This window comes from Streptomyces doebereineriae, assembly GCF_031845645.1.
Taxonomy (GTDB): domain Bacteria; phylum Actinomycetota; class Actinomycetes; order Streptomycetales; family Streptomycetaceae; genus Streptomyces; species Streptomyces canus.
In genome coordinates, this window is the sequence record NZ_JAVREZ010000003.1 from 545,592 (window position 1) to 563,862 (window position 18,271).

Annotated in this window: 20 protein-coding genes; 14 read left to right on the forward strand and 6 right to left on the reverse strand. The window is 70.8% G+C overall.

Translation table 11 applies throughout. From position 1 onward, the window contains the following. Window positions 1–13: 13 nt before the first annotated feature. The gene (locus RNB18_RS12075; protein WP_311714097.1) at window positions 14–1,447 is read right to left on the reverse strand and encodes a regulator; all 1,434 of its coding nucleotides are present in this window, start codon (window positions 1,445–1,447) and stop codon (window positions 14–16) included. Window positions 1,448–1,690: 243 nt separating this feature from the next. On the opposite strand from RNB18_RS12075, the gene lipB reads away from it, so the two are divergent. The 4 genes from lipB (at window position 1,691) to RNB18_RS12095 (ending at window position 4,799) form a co-directional block, all read left to right on the forward strand. Further along, the gene (lipB, locus tag RNB18_RS12080; protein WP_057611747.1) at window positions 1,691–2,491 is read left to right on the forward strand and encodes a lipoyl(octanoyl) transferase LipB; all 801 of its coding nucleotides are present in this window, start codon (window positions 1,691–1,693) and stop codon (window positions 2,489–2,491) included. 74 nt (window positions 2,492–2,565) lie between these two features. Continuing rightward, complete coding sequence (gene lipA, locus RNB18_RS12085; protein ID WP_266525806.1) at window positions 2,566–3,531, forward strand: lipoyl synthase; 966 nt, start codon at window positions 2,566–2,568, stop codon at window positions 3,529–3,531. Window positions 3,532–3,819: 288 nt separating this feature from the next. Then, window positions 3,820–4,032 (forward strand): SCO2195 family GlnR-regulated protein, encoded by a 213-nt coding sequence (locus RNB18_RS12090; protein ID WP_311714098.1) that lies wholly within the window; start codon window positions 3,820–3,822, stop codon window positions 4,030–4,032. 65 nt (window positions 4,033–4,097) lie between these two features. Further along, window positions 4,098–4,799, forward strand: a complete 702-nt coding sequence (locus RNB18_RS12095; protein WP_057611744.1) for a DUF4191 domain-containing protein — start codon at window positions 4,098–4,100, stop codon at window positions 4,797–4,799. A gap of 60 nt (window positions 4,800–4,859) precedes the next feature. On the opposite strand, the gene RNB18_RS12100 is transcribed toward RNB18_RS12095, so the two are convergent. After that, window positions 4,860–5,330, reverse strand: coding sequence for an RDD family protein (locus RNB18_RS12100; RefSeq protein ID WP_311714099.1), 471 nt, complete (start codon window positions 5,328–5,330; stop codon window positions 4,860–4,862). A gap of 200 nt (window positions 5,331–5,530) precedes the next feature. On the opposite strand from RNB18_RS12100, the gene glnA reads away from it, so the two are divergent. The 5 genes from glnA (at window position 5,531) to pspAB (ending at window position 10,369) form a co-directional block, all read left to right on the forward strand. After that, entirely contained in the window at window positions 5,531–6,940 is a 1,410-nt protein-coding gene (glnA, locus tag RNB18_RS12105) for a type I glutamate--ammonia ligase (protein WP_311714100.1), read from the forward strand. Window positions 6,941–7,062: 122 nt separating this feature from the next. Beyond that, the gene (locus RNB18_RS12110; RefSeq protein WP_311714102.1) at window positions 7,063–7,320 is read left to right on the forward strand and encodes an SCO2583/SCO2584 N-terminal domain-containing protein; all 258 of its coding nucleotides are present in this window, start codon (window positions 7,063–7,065) and stop codon (window positions 7,318–7,320) included. Between the two features lie 25 nt (window positions 7,321–7,345). After that, window positions 7,346–8,761: a hypothetical protein gene (locus tag RNB18_RS12115; RefSeq protein ID WP_311714103.1), complete on the forward strand. Its 1,416-nt coding sequence runs from the start codon at window positions 7,346–7,348 to the stop codon at window positions 8,759–8,761. A gap of 97 nt (window positions 8,762–8,858) precedes the next feature. Then, on the forward strand, window positions 8,859–9,782 hold the full coding sequence (gene htpX / locus RNB18_RS12120) for a zinc metalloprotease HtpX (RefSeq protein ID WP_266530223.1): 924 nt from the start codon (window positions 8,859–8,861) through the stop codon (window positions 9,780–9,782). Window positions 9,783–9,784: 2 nt separating this feature from the next. Beyond that, window positions 9,785–10,369 carry a PspA-associated protein PspAB gene (pspAB, locus tag RNB18_RS12125; protein WP_311714104.1) on the forward strand — a complete coding sequence of 195 codons (585 nt, stop codon included), beginning with the start codon at window positions 9,785–9,787 and terminating at the stop codon, window positions 10,367–10,369. A gap of 4 nt (window positions 10,370–10,373) precedes the next feature. Here the strand turns inward: pspAB and RNB18_RS12130 are convergent, their stop codons facing one another. Beyond that, window positions 10,374–10,661 (reverse strand): hypothetical protein, encoded by a 288-nt coding sequence (locus RNB18_RS12130; protein WP_311714105.1) that lies wholly within the window; start codon window positions 10,659–10,661, stop codon window positions 10,374–10,376. Window positions 10,662–10,767: 106 nt separating this feature from the next. Here RNB18_RS12130 and RNB18_RS12135 point away from each other — a divergent pair, with 106 nt between their 5' ends. After that, window positions 10,768–12,402 (forward strand): alpha/beta fold hydrolase, encoded by a 1,635-nt coding sequence (locus RNB18_RS12135; protein WP_311714106.1) that lies wholly within the window; start codon window positions 10,768–10,770, stop codon window positions 12,400–12,402. 15 nt (window positions 12,403–12,417) lie between these two features. On the opposite strand, the gene RNB18_RS12140 is transcribed toward RNB18_RS12135, so the two are convergent. Then, complete coding sequence (locus RNB18_RS12140) at window positions 12,418–13,758, reverse strand: DUF2252 domain-containing protein (protein WP_311714107.1); 1,341 nt, start codon at window positions 13,756–13,758, stop codon at window positions 12,418–12,420. 229 nt (window positions 13,759–13,987) lie between these two features. Here RNB18_RS12140 and RNB18_RS12145 point away from each other — a divergent pair, with 229 nt between their 5' ends. After that, window positions 13,988–15,187, forward strand: coding sequence for a winged helix DNA-binding domain-containing protein (locus tag RNB18_RS12145; RefSeq protein ID WP_311714108.1), 1,200 nt, complete (start codon window positions 13,988–13,990; stop codon window positions 15,185–15,187). A 48-nt stretch (window positions 15,188–15,235) separates the two neighbouring features. Here RNB18_RS12145 and RNB18_RS12150 read toward each other — a convergent pair whose 3' ends face one another. Continuing rightward, complete coding sequence (locus tag RNB18_RS12150) at window positions 15,236–15,550, reverse strand: hypothetical protein (RefSeq protein WP_311714109.1); 315 nt, start codon at window positions 15,548–15,550, stop codon at window positions 15,236–15,238. Window positions 15,551–15,715: 165 nt separating this feature from the next. Between RNB18_RS12150 and RNB18_RS12155 the strand changes: the two genes are divergently transcribed. Both RNB18_RS12155 and RNB18_RS12160 read left to right on the forward strand, forming a co-directional pair. Next, on the forward strand, window positions 15,716–16,078 hold the full coding sequence (locus RNB18_RS12155) for an arsenate reductase family protein (protein ID WP_311714110.1): 363 nt from the start codon (window positions 15,716–15,718) through the stop codon (window positions 16,076–16,078). A gap of 107 nt (window positions 16,079–16,185) precedes the next feature. Next, entirely contained in the window at window positions 16,186–16,836 is a 651-nt protein-coding gene (locus tag RNB18_RS12160; protein ID WP_311714111.1) for an RlpA-like double-psi beta-barrel domain-containing protein, read from the forward strand. A 2-nt stretch (window positions 16,837–16,838) separates the two neighbouring features. Here the strand turns inward: RNB18_RS12160 and RNB18_RS12165 are convergent, their stop codons facing one another. After that, on the reverse strand, window positions 16,839–17,741 hold the full coding sequence (locus RNB18_RS12165) for an alpha/beta fold hydrolase (RefSeq protein WP_311714112.1): 903 nt from the start codon (window positions 17,739–17,741) through the stop codon (window positions 16,839–16,841). Between the two features lie 66 nt (window positions 17,742–17,807). Here RNB18_RS12165 and RNB18_RS12170 point away from each other — a divergent pair, with 66 nt between their 5' ends. Next, window positions 17,808–18,257 carry a MarR family transcriptional regulator gene (locus RNB18_RS12170; RefSeq protein ID WP_311714113.1) on the forward strand — a complete coding sequence of 150 codons (450 nt, stop codon included), beginning with the start codon at window positions 17,808–17,810 and terminating at the stop codon, window positions 18,255–18,257. Window positions 18,258–18,271: the final 14 nt, after the last annotated feature.

Consider the following 18,271-nt stretch of genomic DNA (forward strand, 5'->3'; position numbering starts at 1 on the left):
GCCTCCGTCGTCCTCACCCCAGTGCCGCGACCTTGTCGCGATAACTCCGCACCGGCGCCGCATCCTTGTACGGCTCCAACCGCCGCTCGAAGTCCCGCACATACTCCACCGCCCGCACCGACCGCATCTCCGCAGCCTGCCCAGCCGCCTCCGCCGCCAGCGCACATGCCTGGTCCAGTTCGCCCAGCCCCAGACGCGCGGAGGCAAGGACCACCCGGCAGAACAGCCGGCTCCGCGCATACGCGGGCGCACGCAACTGAAGCGAGCGCTCGGCGTGTTGCGCCGCCGCCCGGAACTGCTGCAGATCCCGGTGACAGTGCCCGAACTCGTCCGCCAGCTGCGCCTCGTCGAAGAACCGTGCCCAGTGCGGGACTTCGTCACCGGGACGGGCCGCCTCCAGGGCCCGTTCCGCGCGGGCCAGTGACGTCGTGCACGCCCGCACCTCCCCCAGCACCCCGTGCCCCCGCGCCTCGGCCGAGTGCAGCAGTGCCTGCACCACCGGCGGGGCCGTCGTACCGACGCCCTGCTGGGCCACCCGCGCGAGCTGGATCGCCTCCCGCCCGTGCCCCAGATACACGGCCTGACGGCTCATCGTGACCAGCACATACGCCCCGTACGCCCGGTCCCCCGCCGCCTGCGCGAGCCGCAGCGCCTGGACGAAGTACCGCTGTGCGAGACCGTGCGCCGCGATGTCGTACGACGTCCAGCCCGCGAGCCGGGTCAGGTCCGCCGCCGCGGCGAACAGCCTGCGGCCGGTCGTCTCGCCGTAGGTGCCGCGCAGCATCGGTTCGCACTCGTGCTCCAGATAGCGCACCAGTGCCTGCCGGGCGTGGCCGCCGCCGTACTGGTCGTCGAGGGTGCGGAAGAGGTCGCCGACCGAACCGAGCGCGGCGATGTCGCCCCCGGTGACCTTCTGACCGGGCGCGCGCTCGGCCTGGCCGCGCTGCCGTGGCACCACCGGGCGCCCCTGGGGAGGGATCCGGACCGGCTCGCCGCGGGCGACCCTGTCGTCGGGGCGGCCGATCAGCCAGTCACGGCTCGGCACGACCAGTCCGGCGGGTGTGAAGGCGATCTTGCGCAGTTCGGCGTGGCTGCCGGAGTCCTTGCGCCACAGCCCGCTGACGATGTCGACGGCCTCCTCGGGGCCCGCGGCGAACTCCAGGCCGGCGTAGACGGGCGCGCAGGCGTCCAGGCCCAGGTCCTGTGCGGAGAGCCGGCGGCCCAGACGCCGGGTGAAGACCTCGGCGATGAGGGCGGGCGTGGTGCCCCGGGGCTGTTGTCCGCGCAGCCACCGGGTCACGGACGTCTTGTCGTATCTGAGATCCAGCCCGTGTTCGAGACCGAGCTGGTCCACGCGTCGGGCGAGACCCGCGTTGGAGAACCCCGCTTCTGCGATGAGCGCGGCGAGCTGTCGATTGGGAGTGCGCTGCGCGGGTCGTTCCGTCATCTGCGGTGCGGTCTCCTGCCTTTCGGGCTGTCACGTGGTCACGTGGTGCCCGGATTGCCTGTGAGCAGCCCTTATGGCCTGTGCGAACGGCGAATGTAGCGGAGAGTGAGCAGACGATCGCACGCTTCGACGTTCGTTCATCCGATCGTGTGAGGATTGGCCCCGGAGCTGACGCCCGCGGGCCGGACGTACAGTGGCGTGGGCACCCTTCGTGCCTTACGACCTTCTAGGGAGGCGCTTGCCGTGAGTGGGTTGCGGTTCGTCCGTATGGGCTTCGGTGCGGACGCGGTCGAGTACCAGGAGGCGTGGGACGAGCAGCGCCGGGTGCACGCGGCGCGGTTCGAGGACGAGATCCCCGACACCGTCCTGCTGCTCGAACACCCCCCTGTGTATACGGCGGGCCGGCGCACCGCGGACAACGAGCGGCCGCTCGACGGCACCCCGGTCATCGACGTGGACCGCGGCGGCAAGATCACCTGGCACGGTCCGGGCCAGCTGGTGGGCTACCCGATCCAGAAGCTCCCGCGTCCGGTGGACGTGGTGGCGCACGTACGGCGCCTGGAGGAGGCCCTGATCCGCACGTGCGCGGAGTACGGGCTCGAGACGAGCCGGGTCGAGGGCCGCAGTGGCGTATGGGTGCTCGGCGACCCGGTCGAGACGCGTCCGGCGATCGGCGGGCTCTCCCTGGACTTCGACCCCCGGCTGACGGACGAGGAGTTCGACCCGCGCCTGAACGGCCCGGAGTACGCCCCGTCCAACGCCGGCCAGCGCCGCGAGGACCGCAAGATCGCGGCGATCGGCATCCGCGTCGCCAAGGGCGTCACCATGCACGGCTTCTCGTTCAACGTGAACCCGGACAACAAGTGGTTCGACCGGATCATCCCCTGCGGGATCCGTGACGCGGGGGTCGCCTCCCTCGCGGGCGAGCTCGGCCGGGACGTGACCATCGGCGAGGTGCTCCCGGTCGTCGAGCGGCACCTGAGGGACGTACTGGAGAACGCGGAACTGAAGCCGAGAGTGATCGAGAAGACACCGGCGGCCTGAACACCGCCGCTGACTTTCAAATCAACGGGCGTACCCTGAACAACGCCGAAGAATCAATCGCTAGGGAGCCGGTCGTGTCCGCAGTCGCACCCGACGGACGCAAGATGCTGCGCCTGGAGGTCCGTAACGCCCAGACCCCCATCGAGCGCAAGCCCGAGTGGATCAAGACCCGGGCGAAAATGGGTCCCGAGTACACCGCGATGCAGAAGCTCGTGAAGAGCGAGGGCCTGCACACGGTCTGCCAGGAAGCCGGCTGTCCCAACATCTACGAGTGCTGGGAGGACCGCGAGGCGACCTTCCTCATCGGCGGTGACCAGTGCACCCGGCGTTGCGACTTCTGCCAGATCGACACCGGCAAGCCCGAGGCGCTGGACCGTGACGAGCCGCGCCGTGTCGGCGAGTCCGTGGTCACGATGGACCTGAACTACGCCACCATCACCGGCGTCGCCCGCGACGACCTGGAGGACGGCGGCGCGTGGCTGTACGCCGAGACGGTCCGGCAGATCCACGAGCAGACCGCGGGCCGTGAGGCCGGCCGTACCAAGGTCGAGCTGCTGGCCCCCGACTTCAACGCCGTGCCGGAGCTGCTCCAGCAGGTCTTCGAGTCCCGCCCCGAGGTCTTCGCGCACAACGTCGAGACGGTGCCCCGGATCTTCAAGCGCATCCGCCCCGGCTTCCGCTACGAGCGCTCCCTGAAGGTCATCACCGAGGCCCGCGACTTCGGCCTGGTGACCAAGTCCAACCTGATCCTCGGCATGGGCGAGACCCGCGAGGAGGTCAGCGAGGCGCTCCAGCAGCTGCACGACGCCGGCTGCGAGCTCGTCACCATCACCCAGTACCTGCGCCCGTCCGTGCGCCACCACCCCGTGGAGCGCTGGGTCAAGCCGCAGGAGTTCGTGGAGCTGAAGGACGAGGCCGAGCAGATCGGCTTCTCCGGTGTGATGTCCGGACCCCTCGTCCGGTCCTCCTACCGGGCGGGCCGGCTCTACCAGATGGCCGTCGAGAAGCGTGGTTCCTACGTCGCTTCGCAGGCCGTCTGAGCAGTGCCTGAGCACCATCCGAGCATCTTCGGATGGCACGGAGTGCCACTCCAAACGTGTGAATCCGAGCACAAGCAACTACCGCTCGGTAGTGGCCGATTGACGCGGTCCCGGACATCCCCGCAGATAGGGGGGTCATCGGGGCCGCGTCTGTGTTTTCGGGCGGCACATCCAGGCTTCATGGGTGTTTGACCGGTCGGTCACGCCCTGGTAACACCATTCAGTGACCCTGGTTGTACAGCCCGTGCACCACACCAGAGCCGCCCACTCCCGAGGGGGACCCCCATCATGCAGGCCGCGCCGGTTCGCGCCACCGCCATCCCGTCCTTCACCGATGCACTCCGTGCCGTCGAGTCCGTGCTCATGAGCAGCGGTCAGCGGACCGCCCGCCGCAACGCCTGGACGTCGGTCCTGGAGGACCGCCGCCGCGCCAAGGACAGGGTCGAGGCGCAGCGTGTCGTGGAGCGGACCCTCGCCGAGACGGTCACCGCCCGCTCCTGAATCGTCCCCTTCGACGGTGGACACTGCCGTCGTCGGCGCCTGCGGGGCCACGTAGACTTCGGGGCATGGCGAGAAGTGACAGTGCGGCCGATGCCGCGAACCCCGGGCGACTGAAGCAGATCGCCCTGACGTACAAGATGACCCGCAAGGCCGACAAGAAGATCGGTCTGGTACTCGCGGGTGTCTTCATCCTCATCCTCGGTGTCTTTCTCGCGATCGGTTTCCTGATCGGGCATCCGGTCTACCTCGGCATCCTGGGCTTCCTGCTCGCCTTCCTCGGGACGGCGATCATCTTCGGACGCCGGGCCGAGCGGGCCGCGTTCGGGCAGATGGAGGGTCAGCCGGGCGCCGCGGCGGCCGTGCTGGACAACATCGGCCGGGGCTGGACGACGACCCCCGCGGTGGCGATGAACCGCAGCCAGGACGTGGTGCACCGGGCCGTCGGCAAGGCCGGCATCGTCCTGGTCGCCGAGGGCAACCCGAACCGGGTCAAGGGCCTGCTGGCCGCCGAGAAGAAGAAGATGAACCGTATCGTCGCCGATGTACCGGTGCACGACATCCTCGTCGGCACGGGCGAGGGCCAGGTCCCGCTCAAGAAGGTGCGGACCACCATGCTCAAGCTGCCGCGCGTGCTGACCGGCCCCCAGGTGACGGCCACGAACGACCGCTTGCGGGCGCTGGGCGACCTGATGAGCAACATGCCGTTGCCGAAGGGCCCCATGCCCAAGGGCATGAAGCTCCCGAAGGGTGGGCCCAAGGCCCGCTGAATCCTCTCGTACGACGATGGGGGCGCCCGGTGTGACACCGGGCGCCCCCATCGTCGCTCGTCAGATACGTACTTCCACGGTCTTCGCCAGCCGGTCGTGCAGGCCCCTGCCGTCGCGGTCCCAGATCAGGGCCGGGAGGGCGAGACAGAGCAGGACCGTGCGCAGGAGGGCGCGCGCCGGGTTCACACGACCGGTGTCGAGGGCGATCACCCGCAGGCCGAAGAGGCGCTTGCCGGGGGTGAAGCCGATGGTGGCGACGGTGAGGACGCCCATCGCGAAGAAGACCAGCAGCGCCCAGTTCGAGGTCGCCGGACCGCCGTAGCTCTGAGTGATCAACTGGGATGCAATCAGGACGCTCATCGCCCAGTCCACGGCGAGTGCGCCCAGCCGCCGTCCGGGGCGGGCGATCGAGCCAGGCCCCTCCTCCGGCAGGCCGAGCTGCTGTCCGCGGTATCCGAAGTCGACACCGGCATCCTCGGCGGCCGCGCGGGGGCCCGAGAGCCACGATCCGATTGCATCCCTCTTGTCCACGCGTCCACGGTACTGCCAGCGTTTCGGGATACGGACAGGTGGGGCGGGACCCACGATGTCCGGTTAACTTGTGCGAAACAAATGGGTCACGCCCGAGAAACCACCCGTCCCTAGGGTCGTGGACAGCGTGTGCCACCGCACTGGCCGCACGAACGAACTACCACCCCGGCACGGAACGGGCCGGGAGTAGGAGGAGCTGGATGTTCCAGAACGCCGACGAGGCCAAGAAGTTCATCGCGGACGAGGACGTCAAGTTCGTCGACGTCCGCTTCTGCGACCTGCCGGGCGTCATGCAGCACTTCACGCTGCCCGTCGAGGCGTTCGACCCGGACGAGGAGCTCGCGTTCGACGGCTCGTCGATCCGTGGCTTCCAGGCCATCCACGAGTCCGACATGGCGCTGCGCGCGGACCTGTCGACCGCCCGGGTCGACTCCTTCCGCCGCGACAAGACGCTGAACATCAACTTCTTCATCCACGACCCGATCACCGGCGAGCAGTACAGCCGTGACCCGCGGAACGTGGCGAAGAAGGCCGAGGCCTACCTCGCCTCCACCGGTATCGCCGACACCGCGTACTTCGGCCCCGAGGCCGAGTTCTACGTGTTCGACAGCGTGCGCTTCGCCACCTCGTCGAACGAGTCCTTCTACCACATCGACTCCGAGGCGGGCGCCTGGAACACCGGTGCGGTGGAGAACAACCGCGGCTACAAGGTCCGCTACAAGGGCGGCTACTTCCCGACCCCGCCGGTCGACCACTTCGCCGACCTGCGTGCCGAGATCTCCCTGGAACTGGCCAAGTCCGGCCTCCAGGTCGAGCGCCAGCACCACGAGGTGGGCACCGCCGGCCAGGCCGAGATCAACTACAAGTTCAACACGCTGCTCGCCGCGGCCGACGACCTGCAGCTCTTCAAGTACATCGTGAAGAACGTCGCCTGGCGCAACGGCAAGACCGCGACCTTCATGCCGAAGCCGATCTTCGGTGACAACGGCTCGGGCATGCACATCCACTCGTCGTTGTGGACCGGCGGCCAGCCGCTCTTCTACGACGAGGCCGGTTACGCGGGCCTGTCGGACACCGCCCGCTACTACATCGGCGGCATCCTCAAGCACGCCCCGTCGCTGCTGGCCTTCACCAACCCGACGGTGAACTCCTACCACCGCCTGGTCCCGGGCTTCGAGGCGCCGATCAACCTGGTGTACTCGCAGCGCAACCGCTCCGCGGCCATGCGTATCCCGATCACGGGCTCCAACCCGAAGGCCAAGCGCGTCGAGTTCCGTGCGCCCGACTCCTCCGGCAACCCGTACCTGGCCTTCTCGGCGCTGCTGCTCGCGGGCCTCGACGGCATCAAGAACAAGATCGAGCCGGCCGAGCCGATCGACAAGGACCTGTACGAGCTGGCTCCCGAGGAGCACGCGGGCGTCGCCCAGGTCCCGACCTCCCTCCCGGCCGTCCTCGACCGCCTCGAGGCCGACCACGAGTTCCTCCTCCAGGGCGACGTCTTCACGCCGGACCTGATCGAGACGTGGATCGACTTCAAGCGGACGAACGAGATCGCCCCGCTCCAGCTGCGCCCGCACCCGCACGAGTTCGAGCTGTACTTCGACGTGTGATCGACGCGTAGGCCAGTCCTACGGCGGCTTTACGGCGCCCCCGTTCCCGTTTCCCGGGACGGGGGCGCCGTCGTATCGTTTGCTGCACAGCTGTTCGACAGGAGACGACGGGGGATACGGGGATGTCCGCGCAGGACGAGAACGGCGAGCGGGAGTTCGACATCAAGTGGGCCGACGGGGCCGAGCTCAAGGAGCCCTCTGCCCGGGCCCGGATGCTCGCCGCCCGCTGGAAGGAGAACCCGCCGAAGCCCCAGCCGTTCCGTGCCGACCCGGAACCGAGGGCACCGAGCCGCTCGTCCTGGAGGTCGACGGCCATCGTCCTCGGGACCGTGGCAGTGATCATCCTGGTGCTGGGGTATGCGGACTTCCGTCCGTTCTAGCGCGCTGAGCGGGTAAGGGGCGCACGTGCGCAGCAGTATCTGGAACGGGGCGCAGGCGGCGGTACGCCTCGCGAAGGGGGCCGTACTGCGGCAGGCCATGTTCGACGTGGCCGACCCGGCTGTCTGGGTCGCGCTGGACGAAGCGGTGCGGCACAGTGCCCGGTCCTCGGCCGACGGCACCTGGCTGCCGGCCCGGCAGCGGACCGAACAGGGGCGGACGCCGACCGACGCGCAGCTCGCGCTCGCCCTGTGCCACCGGGACGGGAGGGTCCGCGAGTGGGCGCTGGGAGAGGTCGCGGGGCGGCCGGAGCTGTTGCCGTTGGTCGTGATCCGGTGCGCGGACTGGGCCGAACCGGTGCGGGACCGGGCCCGGACGCGGTGGGCCGAGGCGGTCACCGTGGAGACCGCGACCGCGCTGGCCCCGCTCGCCCTGCGGATCGGCGTCCGGTACCGGGGTGACTTCGCCGTCGGCCTGATCGACAAGGTGCTGCGCTCGGCGGACCGCGAGGCGTTGCTTCCGCTCCTCACCCATGCCGACCGCACCGTGTGCCGCTTCACCCACCGGCTCGCCGTCGAGGAGGGCATCCTCTCCCCCGCCGACCTGGCCCGTAGCGCCGCCCGGGACGAGGACACCGTCGTCCAGGGCCTCTGCGCGGAGGCCGCCCTGGCCGCCGTGGCGGAGGGCGACGCGGACGACGACGTACTCGAACCGCTGCTCGCCGCCCGCAATCCGCGGGCGCGGTCGGCCGGGGTGACCGCGTTGCGGCGGGCCGGGCTCGGGGAGCGGGCCGTCGGGTTTCTCGGCGACCGGGCAGCGGTGGTGCGGGCCTGTGCGCGGTATGTCGTACGGCAGTCCGGGGGTGATCCGGTGGAGTGGTACCGGCGGCGGTGTGCCGAGGCCGGTGATGCCGCGCTGTCGGCGGGCGTGGTGAGCGGGCTCGCGGAGTGCGGGGACCGGCGTGACGCCGAGGTGCTGTGGGCGTTGACCTCGTATCCGGATCCGGTGGTCAGGGCGCGCGCCGTGGGCGGGTTGCGGGCGCTGGACGTGCTGGACGTACGGCGGCTGCGGGCGCTGCTCGACGATCCCGCGCCCGGTGTGGTGCGGGAGGCGACCCTGGCTCTGATGCCGTCCGCGCGGATGCTGGACGACGGGTGGCTGCTGGAGCGGCTGGCGGCGGAGCGGGCCCGGGAGACGCGGGTCTCCGCGTTCCGGCTGCTCAACGCGTACGGCGGGCTCGTACGGCTGCGGGCCGCCGTCGCACTGGTCGACGATCCGGACGACAAGCTGCGGGACTGGGCCCGGCAGTCCGTGCTGCGCTGGCATCCGACGGCGGAGGTGCCGCACGGGTCGGCGGAGGTGGGTGAGCTGCTGGAACGGGCAGGTCTGTTCAACGCGTCCACGTTGCACAGGCTCAAGTGGGAGGCCGGTCTCAAGGCCTGAGCCTTTGCCGGCCCCAGGGCTGATCGCGACCTCTTCATGGGCAGGGCCAGGTGCACACTGGACGGTGGGACGAGTGCCTGACTGCGGGGTGGTGCAGATGCGGAGTCGTTTCCGGAGCGACCGGCGGCTGACCGTGCGGATGACGGTCACCATGTTCCTGCTCGGACTGCTGTACGTGGCCTTCTTCGCCGCGTTGATCGTGTTGCTGAAGTCCTGGCTGCTGGTCGTGGCCCTGATCGCCGTGATGTTCGTGGCGCAGTTCTGGTTCTCCGACAGGATCGCGATGTTCGCGATGCGCGGGAAGGTCGTGGGACGGGAGGAGTATCCCGAGCTGCATGCGGTGGTCGACCGGCTGTGTGCCATCGCGGACATGCCCAAGCCCGTGATCGCGGTGTCCACGATGGACATGCCCAACGCGTTCGCCACCGGACGGAACCCGGACAACGCCGTGGTGTGTGTGACCACGGGGTTGCTGCGACGGCTGGATCCCGCCGAGCTGGAGGGCGTGCTCGCGCACGAGCTGTCGCACGTGGCGCACAAGGACGTCGCCGTGATCACCATCGCCTCGTTCCTGGGCGTGATCGCCGGGCTGATCGTGCGGTTCGCCTTCTACAGCCAGCTGTTCGGCGGGCGGAAGGACCAGAACACCGCCGTGATCTTCGCCGCCGTGATGGGTGTCTCGGCGGCCGTGTACGCGCTCAGCTTCCTGCTGATCAGGGCGCTGTCGCGGTACCGGGAGCTGGCGGCGGACCGGGCCGCGGCCCACCTCACCGGCCGGCCCTCGGCACTCGCCTCCGCGCTCACCAAGGTCTCCGGCGAGCTCGCCCGCATCCCCACCAAGGACCTGCGCACCGCGCAGGCCTTCAACGCCTTCTACTTCACTCCCGCCACCGGCAAGGAGCCCGGTATCGAGCGGATCTTCTCGACCCACCCGTCCCTGGAACAGCGGCTGGAGCAACTGGGCCGGATCTCGGCGGAGTTGGGTGAGGCGGCGACGCCCGGGAAAGGTGAGGCGGGCTGAGGATGGGGCTGCTGGACATCCTGCTCGGGCGCACGAAGCCCGTCGCACCCGATCTCGACCAGCTCTTCGCGCTGCCGTCGGCGGCCGTCACGTTGGAGGCGGCCGCCTCCTTCACGCCGACCGGACGCGGGGCGGTGTGCTTCGCCACGGTCGAGGGGGCCGCCTTCGAGCAGACGCACCGGGAGGTCCAGGCCCTGCTGGACGCGGACGCCGACCGGGACGGTCCCCCGGTGGAACTGCGGCGGGACGACTTCGGATACTCCTGGCTGGTCTCCGCGCGCACCCCGGACCAGCTGCCGCAGCTGGTCAACGACCTGCACGCGGTGAACAGTTCGATGGAGGTCAACGGCTTCGGGCCGCAACTACTGTGCTCGCTCGCCGGGTTCCAGGACAGCGAGGGCCGCTCCCTCGCGCTGGTGTACCTCTACAAGCGCGGCAGCTTCTACCCCTTCGCGCCGCTCTCCGGCGAGGGACAGCGGCGCGACAACCCGCTGGAGCTGCGGGTGAAGGCCGCGCTCACGAACGATCTGCGGATCGAGCCGGACCTGAACCGCTGGTTCCCCCTGTGGGGCGCCCCCGGATTCTGAGGCCCTAGCCCTTTCTCTCGCGCGACTGCCGACGGGACTCCAGGGGGCGCTCGCGGCGGTAACGGCGGTCCCACCTGGCCTGCTTGTCACGGCGGTCGCGGTACGCCCGGTAGTTGCCGGGCGTGCCCCCCGAAGCGCCGCCGGACGGGCCGCCCGGCGAGGACGCCGAGGTACCGCCCCGGCCGTACTGCATGTACACAAAGAGCAGGGCGACGGCGACGAGCCACCAGGTGTGGTTCCCGAAGCCCAGGATGACCAGGACGACGGTCCCGGAAATGACCATGGTGCCCATGACGGGCCTCCGTGTGCGTGGGTGTGGTGTAGAAGAGTAGCCCCGCAGGGGCGGGGTGATGCCTGCCCTGCGCGAAGCTCTTTCCCCGCACTCCGGAGTTGACGGCATGCCCGAGTCCTTCACCCAGGAACACGCCGGTGAGCGCCTGTGCGGCGTCCACGGCGGCAGCGTTGACAGTGGCCCCACCGCTGTCACCGCCGTACTGCTGCACGGGGCCGGCCGCGGCAGCAAGGAGCGACTCCTGCCGCTGCTCGACGAGTTCGTGGCGCACGGCTGCCGCGCGCTCGCCTTCGACTTCTCGGGGCACGGCGAAAGCTCGGGTGAACTCGGCGAGTTGAGTCTGCGCCGCCGGTTCGAGCAGGCGGTCGCCGTGATCGACGCGCACGCCCCGGCGGACGGGCCGCTGGTTCTGGTCGGGTTCAGCATGAGCGGTCAGACGGTGGCGGACCTGACCCGCCACTACGGCGAGCGGGTGGCGGCGCTGGGGCTGTGCGCGCCCGCCGTGTACGCGGCCGAGGCCTGGGACGTGCCGTTCGGGCACGGTGACGGGAGGTTCAGCGAGACCATCCGGCGGCCGGACAGCTGGCGGCCGTCTCCGGCGCTGGAGGCGTTGCGGGCGTACGAGGGGCGGGCGGTGCTCGCCGTGCCGGGCACGGACGCGGTGATCCCGCCGGAGGTGACCGAGGCCGTGCAGGAGGCACTGGCCTTCCGGGCCCAGTTCACGCGCCTCGAACTGCCGGAGGCCGATCACCAGTTGGGCCGGTGGCTGCGCGATCACACGGACGACCGGCGGGAGTTGGTGGCCGCGCTGCTGACCGGGCTCGGGGACCGGGGCTGGACGGCGACACGGGGCTGGGTGGCCAAGCAGCTCCCCGAGGGCCGTTCGGTCGTCGACTCGGGCTTTCTGTCGGGAGGTTGGAGCTCCCAGATGCGGCGGCTCACCCTCGACGACGACACAGAGCTGGTCCTGCGGTCGTTCGTGAAGCCGTTCTTCCGGCACCACGCCCCCGGTCTGCTGAGCCGCGAGGCCTCGGTCCTGGCGCTGCTCGCCGACGCCGACGGTGTTCGGGCCCCCGAGCCCGTCGCGGTCGACGCGACGGCCGAACACTGCGACCATCCCTCGCTGTTGATGTCCCGGCTGCCGGGGCGGGTGCGCGTCGACGAAGAGGATCTCGAACGGCGGCTGGACCTGCTGGCGGCCCAACTCGTACGGATCCACCGGGTCGTTCCCGAGGAGCGGCCGCGCACCTACCAGGCGTGGACCCGGCCGGAGAAGGTACAGGGGGTGCGGGGCCCGCTGTGGGAACGGGCCGTGGACGTGATCCGCCAGGACCCGCCGCCGTACGAAGGATGCTTCCTGCACCGGGACTTCCACCCCGGCAACGTGCTGTTCACCGGGGCGGGCGCCGACCTGCGGATCAGCGGGGTGGTCGACTGGGTGGAGACCTCCTGGGGACCCGCCGACCTGGACGTCGCCCACTGTTCGACGGCCCTCGCCCTGCTCCACGGCCCGGAACACGGCCTCGCCTTCCGGCAGCGGTACGAGGCACACGGCGGACACCGACTCGCTGACGGACCCGACCACTTGTACTGGCGGCTCCTCGACGCCCTCGCCTACTGCCCCGACGCGGCGAAGCTCGCCGGACCGTGGCGCGAACTCGGGCGGACCGAACTGACACCCCAGGTGCTGGGCGGGCGGCTGGAGGCGTATGTGCGGGGGGTGGTGGAGCTGTACGGGTGAGCGGGCGGGCGAGGGTCACTCGCCCGGGGCCGCCGTGACGACACCTGCCGCGATGGCGGCGGACAGCGTCGCGTGGTCGGTCGTGGTCTGTGCGGCGTAGGTCAGCGCGAAGTCGGCGACCGACTGGTCGAAGGTGTCGGCGGTGCCCAGATACGCGGCGATGGCGATGCGGTCGCCGGAGCGGGCGTGGGCGCGGGCCAGGGTGGCGCCGCACAGACGGGCGTAGGCCCTGAGGTCGGCCGGGGGCATGCCGGCGACGTCCGCGGAGCCCTTCATGTCACGCAGTCGGCGCCAGTAGAAGGCGCGCCCCTGCGGTCCGCTCATCCAGCCCAGGAAGATGTCGCCCGCCGCCTGCAGCAGACGCTGGCCCACGACCACACGGCGGCCGGGATGGACGTACGGGCCATGCGGCAGATGTTCCTCCAGTACGGATTCCCGCGCCTCCTTGAGCTGCAGGAACAGCGGGTCGTCGACGTCCCGCCCCTCCAGCAGCACGATGAAGCAGCGCATGCCGACGCTCCCGACGCCGACGACCTTGCGGGCCGCGTCGACGAAGCGGTAGCGGTCCAGGAGCAGTCGGCGTTCCTCGGAGAGCGTGGAGCGGTAGTCGCTGAAGATCTTGCGCAGGCTGGCCATGTCGGACGCGCCGGCCGGTTCGAGGAGCGGCGGGTCGTGGACGATGCGGCGGCGGCCGTCGACGACCTCCGTGAGCTTGCCGAGGGCCTGGATGCTGGTACGGCGGCGGGCCCGGGTGAGGCTGGACTGCCCGTGTCGGCGGTGACGGGCGGAACGCACGAGGGGCAGCAGGCTGTCGGCGTCGGCGCTCGCGTACCAGACCTCCAGCTCGCCCATGCGGGCCAGCCGGCGCATGCCCGTGCGGTACGCGGTGACGGCCTCCCCCGCCGCCCGGTGGGCCTTGGCCTCGCCGTGCCCGTTCTCGCGGCCGGCCATGGCGACGCTCGCGGCGAGCCGTTTGACGTCCCACTCGAAGGGGCCGGGGAAGGTCTCGTCGAAGTCGTTGATGTCGAAGAGCAGGGAGCGTTCCGGGGAGGCGTACAGACCGAAGTTGAGCAGGTGGGCGTCGCCACAGAGCTGCACGGTGAGGCCGGTGTGGGGCTGGGCGGCGAGATCGGCGGCCATCACGGCGGCCGCACCGCGCAGGAACGCGAAGGGGGAGGCCGACATCCTGCCATAGCGGATCGGCAGCAGCTCCGGGAGCCGGTCGCGGCCCTGCCGTTCCAGTACGGCGACGGGGTCGGGGCGGTCCACGGACGGTATCCAGAGGGCGTGGGCGGAACGGGGGACGCGTTTGCGGGCGGTGCGGCCGCGCTCCGCGCGGGTGGCGGGGGTGTTCATGTGCCCTGTCTCTGGGTCACGCTCGCCTCCTGGTCGCCGTGCCTTCACCTCCTCATCGCAGTGAAGGGCCGGAGGGGGAGGGTGCGCATGCGGGGTACGGCGATCGGGTGACGTATGCATCGGGGGTGCGGTGTGTCGTCGTGTGTCTGCCGCGCCATTGTGGCTGGTCGCGCAGTTCCCCGCGCCCCTTTGGGGCGCGTTGTCAGTGCCCTGGGTCAGGATGGGCCGTATGGGCTTGGATGATGGAGTGCGGTACATCGGGGTGGGCGAGCGGCGGGTTCGGCTGGCGTTGCGGCAGCAGCTTGCCGGGGCGGCTCGGGTGGGGAGTCCCGAGGAGGTGGCGGAGGCTCTGGTCGCGTTGCACGGGTCCGACCCCGCGACCGTGTATCTGGCGGTCGGCGCGCGGCTCGTGGATCCCTCGGGGACCGTCGCCGAGACCGAGCGGGCGTTGTACGAGGACCGGTCGTTGGTGCGGATGCACGGGATGCGGCACACCGTGTTCGCGTTCCCGACCGAGCTCACCGCGGTCGTGCACGCCTCGACCGGCCTCACGGTCGCCGCGCGGGAACGGGCCAAGCTCCTCAAGGACATGGCGAAGGCCGGTGCTCCGGACGCGACCTGGCTGAAGGAGGTCGAGGAGGCGGCGCTGGCCGCGCTCGCCCGGCGCGGCCAGGCGACGGCGGCGGAGCTCACCGAGGACGAGCCGCGGCTGCGGGAGCAGTTCGTGTACGCGGCCGGGAAGAGCTACGAGGGCGTCCACTCCGTCTCGAGCCGCCTGCTGAAGGTGCTCGGCGTGGAGGGCAAGGTGGTCCGCGGCCGGCCGCTCGGCTCCTGGATCTCCACGCAGTTCCGCTGGGCGGTGGCACCCCCGCATCCCGAACTCGACGTGGCCGAGGCCCAGGCCGCGTTGCTACGGCGCTGGCTCACCGTGTGCGGCCCCGCCACCGAGGCCGACCTGAAGTGGTGGACGGGCTGGAAGGTGACCGACGTCCGCCGCGCGCTCACGGCGATCCGCGCGGTCCGGGTGTCCGTCGACGAGGGCCCGGCGTACGTCGTCGACGGCGACGCCGGCCCGGTCGAGGGACCCGTGGAGCCCTGGGCGGCGTTGCTGCCCGGCCTCGATCCGACGGCGATGGGCTGGCAGCAGCGGGACTGGTACCTGGCGCCGGCGCTGCGGCCCGCCCTGTTCGACCGCAGCGGCAACGTGGGACCGACGGTGTGGTGGAACGGGCGGGTGGTGGGGGGTTGGGGACAGCGGCCCGACGGGGAGATCGTCTGGCGGTTGCTGGACACGGAGGGCGCGGGGAGCGAGGCCGAGGCGGCCATCGCGGTGGAGGCGGAGCGACTGCGGGGGTGGGTGGGGGCGACGCGTGTGACACCACGGTTCCGGGTGCCGTTGGAGAAGGAGTTGGCCGGGGCCGCCGGCTGACGGGAACGCCGGGCGCCCAGGAGAGCAGGAGGGCGCCCGGCGTCACGGCTACCGTGAGTAGCGCATCAGCGCCCGCACCATGTGGCACGTCGTGTCCGACGGTGGGTGGACGCCGATCATCTCCGCCGTGTCCCGGATCGTCTCGTTGCGGGCCTGGTTCGGCACATAGACGCCGGAGTCGAGCAGGGCGATCGCGAGCCGCATCGCCTTCAGGCGGCGGTTGTGGGTGACATACCACTCGCGGGGACGGCCCGGCGGCAACGGGCGCTTCTCCACGGGGGTGTACGGCAGTTCGAGCAGCACGGGGTGCTTCGCGGTGGACTGGGTCGGGAACGGCTTCTGCTTCAGTGCGGCAGCGGGCACAGGCATCCTCCTGTCGCGGTAAGGGCGGCCACCGGGGAACCCGGCGACGCCCTCGAACACTGGTTTTATTCTACCGTCCGCCACTGACAAAAGCCCCTGGCCACAAGGGCTTTCGGGGGTGCTGTGACGCAGGTGGAAGACGGGTTTTCGCGTACCGTGGACACCATGGAGATCTGGATCAATCCGGCCTGTTCGAAGTGCCGCAGCGCGATCAGCCTGCTCGACGCGGAGGGCGCCGAGTACACCGTCCGCCGCTATCTGGAGGACGTCCCGAGCGAGGACGAGATCCGCGAGGTGCTCGACCGGCTCGGGCTCGAACCGTGGGACATCACCCGCACCCAGGAGGCCGCCGCCAAGGAACTCGGCCTCAAGGAGTGGGCCCGGGACGACAGTTCGCGCGACCGCTGGATCGCCGCGCTCGCCGGACACCCGAAGCTGATCCAACGGCCCATCATCACGGCGGACGACGGCTCCGCGGTGGTCGGGCGCACCGAGGACGCCGTACGGGACGCCCTGGCCAGGAAATAGCGGAGTGTGACGCAGGTTACGCCTGATGACTCCTGTAACCACTGAGTAACCTCGTTCGGTATCTCGTACATAGCGGCGTACGCTCCCCTAGCTCTCAGGAGGCGCGGATGTCGCGCAGGAGAACACTCGGTACGAAGAAGAAGGTCGCGCTGCTGGTGAGCGCGGCGGCGGTGGCGGGTGGTGGGGCCTTTGTGATGGCCAGCACCTCGAACGCCGCGCAGAGTCCGCAGACGGCGGCGGAATCCACGGTCTGCCAGGGGCTCGCCACCGCGCTCGGCAACAACCAGCGGTTCATCGAGGGGCAACGCTCCGCTCCCGACGCCCAGTCGGCGGCCCGGATCGCCAACCGGGAAGCGGTGATCGCGCAGATCAAGGTGCAGCAGGAAGCGTCCGGTTGTGCGGTCGGGGAGTCGGCTCAGGGCTCCCAGGCCGCCGCGGGGCAGCCCTCACAGGCCGCGTCCGCGCCCGCGCCCGCTTCTCAGGCTCCCCCCGCGGGGAACACCGCCTCCGGGCAGCAGGTGTGCAACGGCTCGACCGTCACGCTCTCGGGTGAGGCCGGTGCGCCCGCCGCGTCCAGCAACCAGTTCCCGGCCGGCACGAAGCTGAAGGTCACCAACCTGGACAACAACAAGTCCACGACGGTGGAGGTCACTTCGGTCTCCGGAAGCTGTGCCCTGCTCAACAACGCGGCCTTCGAACAGGTGCGGGAGCCGGGCAAGTTCCTCATCCGCCGGGCTCTGATCGAGAAGGTGGGGTGAGGTCATTCGGGACGTTCACGTAGGAACTCACTGAGGCGGCGGGCCAGTTCGGGAGGTGCGGACTGCGGCAGCGCGTGGTGGGAGACGCCGGGGACGACGTCGACCTCCGCCCGCTGCAGCAGTTCGCCGGCCTGGGCCGTCACCGCGTAGGGGATGGGGGTCCCCCCGCTCGAGCGAAGCCGAGAGTGGGGGAGGGCCCTGCCGTTCGCGGCCACGAGCAGCAGGACCGGCGTGTTCAGGTCGCGCAGTGCGTCCGGGGCGGGGCGGGGGCCGGTGACCGGTCTGACGGTGGGGAATCCCGCGGCGGCCTCCTGGAGGCGGAGCCAGTCGGGGTCCAGGGTGGCCGCTCCCCCGGTCTCCCAGTCCAGGAAGGCGCGGACCCGGGCCGGCGTGGGGCGCAGCAGCATCGGCAGGGCGTGCAGCAGATACGCCGCCTTGAACCCGGCGAAGCACTGGGTCGGGTCCAGGAGGAACAGGCGGCGCATCCGGTGGGGGGCGTGCACGGCGTAGTGCAGGGCGATCCAGGCGCCGTACGAGTGTCCGCCGAAGTCGGCCTCCGTGATGCCGAGTCCGTCGAGGAGGGCGTCCAGCCAGGCGGCCAGGTCGGCGACCGTACGGGGGTGACGGTCGGCGGCCGGTTCGCTGCGGCCCGGGGCTCCGATCAGGTCGACGGCGAGGACCCGGCGGGTGCGGGCGAGGTGGGCGGCCTGGGCGTACCAGGACGTGGAGGTCGCTCCCCCGCCGCCCGGCAGCAGGACGAGCGGAGGTGCGTCGGCCGGGCCGCACGCGTTGACGTGGGTGGTGCCGAACGGGGTGGGCACCCGTAGCGCCTCCCGGTCGGCGGGCCACTTGTCCAGCACCTTGTCATAGGCGGCCTGGAACGCGTCGCCGTCGTACCTGCCCATCGATCCCTCCCGTATTATCTCGCTCAGCAAGATACTCGATGAGCGAGATAATACTGGAGGGTGCGTATGCCGTCCCCGGGACCGGAGATGGAGATCGTTCATCTCCTGCGCGCGGTGACCGTCGAACTCGGCCTGCACAGTGCCCGGTTCGCCCAGCGCAACGCCATGCATCCAACGGACGTCCGCGCCCTGATCGCCCTGATGGACGCCTCCCGCGCGGGCGAGGAGATGGCGGCGGGGCGGCTCGGCGCGGAGCTCGGGCTCAACTCGGCGGGGACGACCTCGCTGCTCGACCGGCTGGAGCGGGCCGGTCATGTGCGGCGGGTACGGGGGCGGGAGGACCGGCGCAAGGTGGTCGTCGAGGTGGACGAACGCGCGGTGGAGCTGGGGCAGGCCTTCTTCGGACCGCTGATCGGGCGGGCGGTGGAGCTGCTCCAGGGGTACGACGAGGGGGAACGTTCGGCGATCCGGGGGTTCTTGGCGGGGGTGCGGGACGCGGCGGCCGAGGAGGCCTGACCTCGCGCCGACCG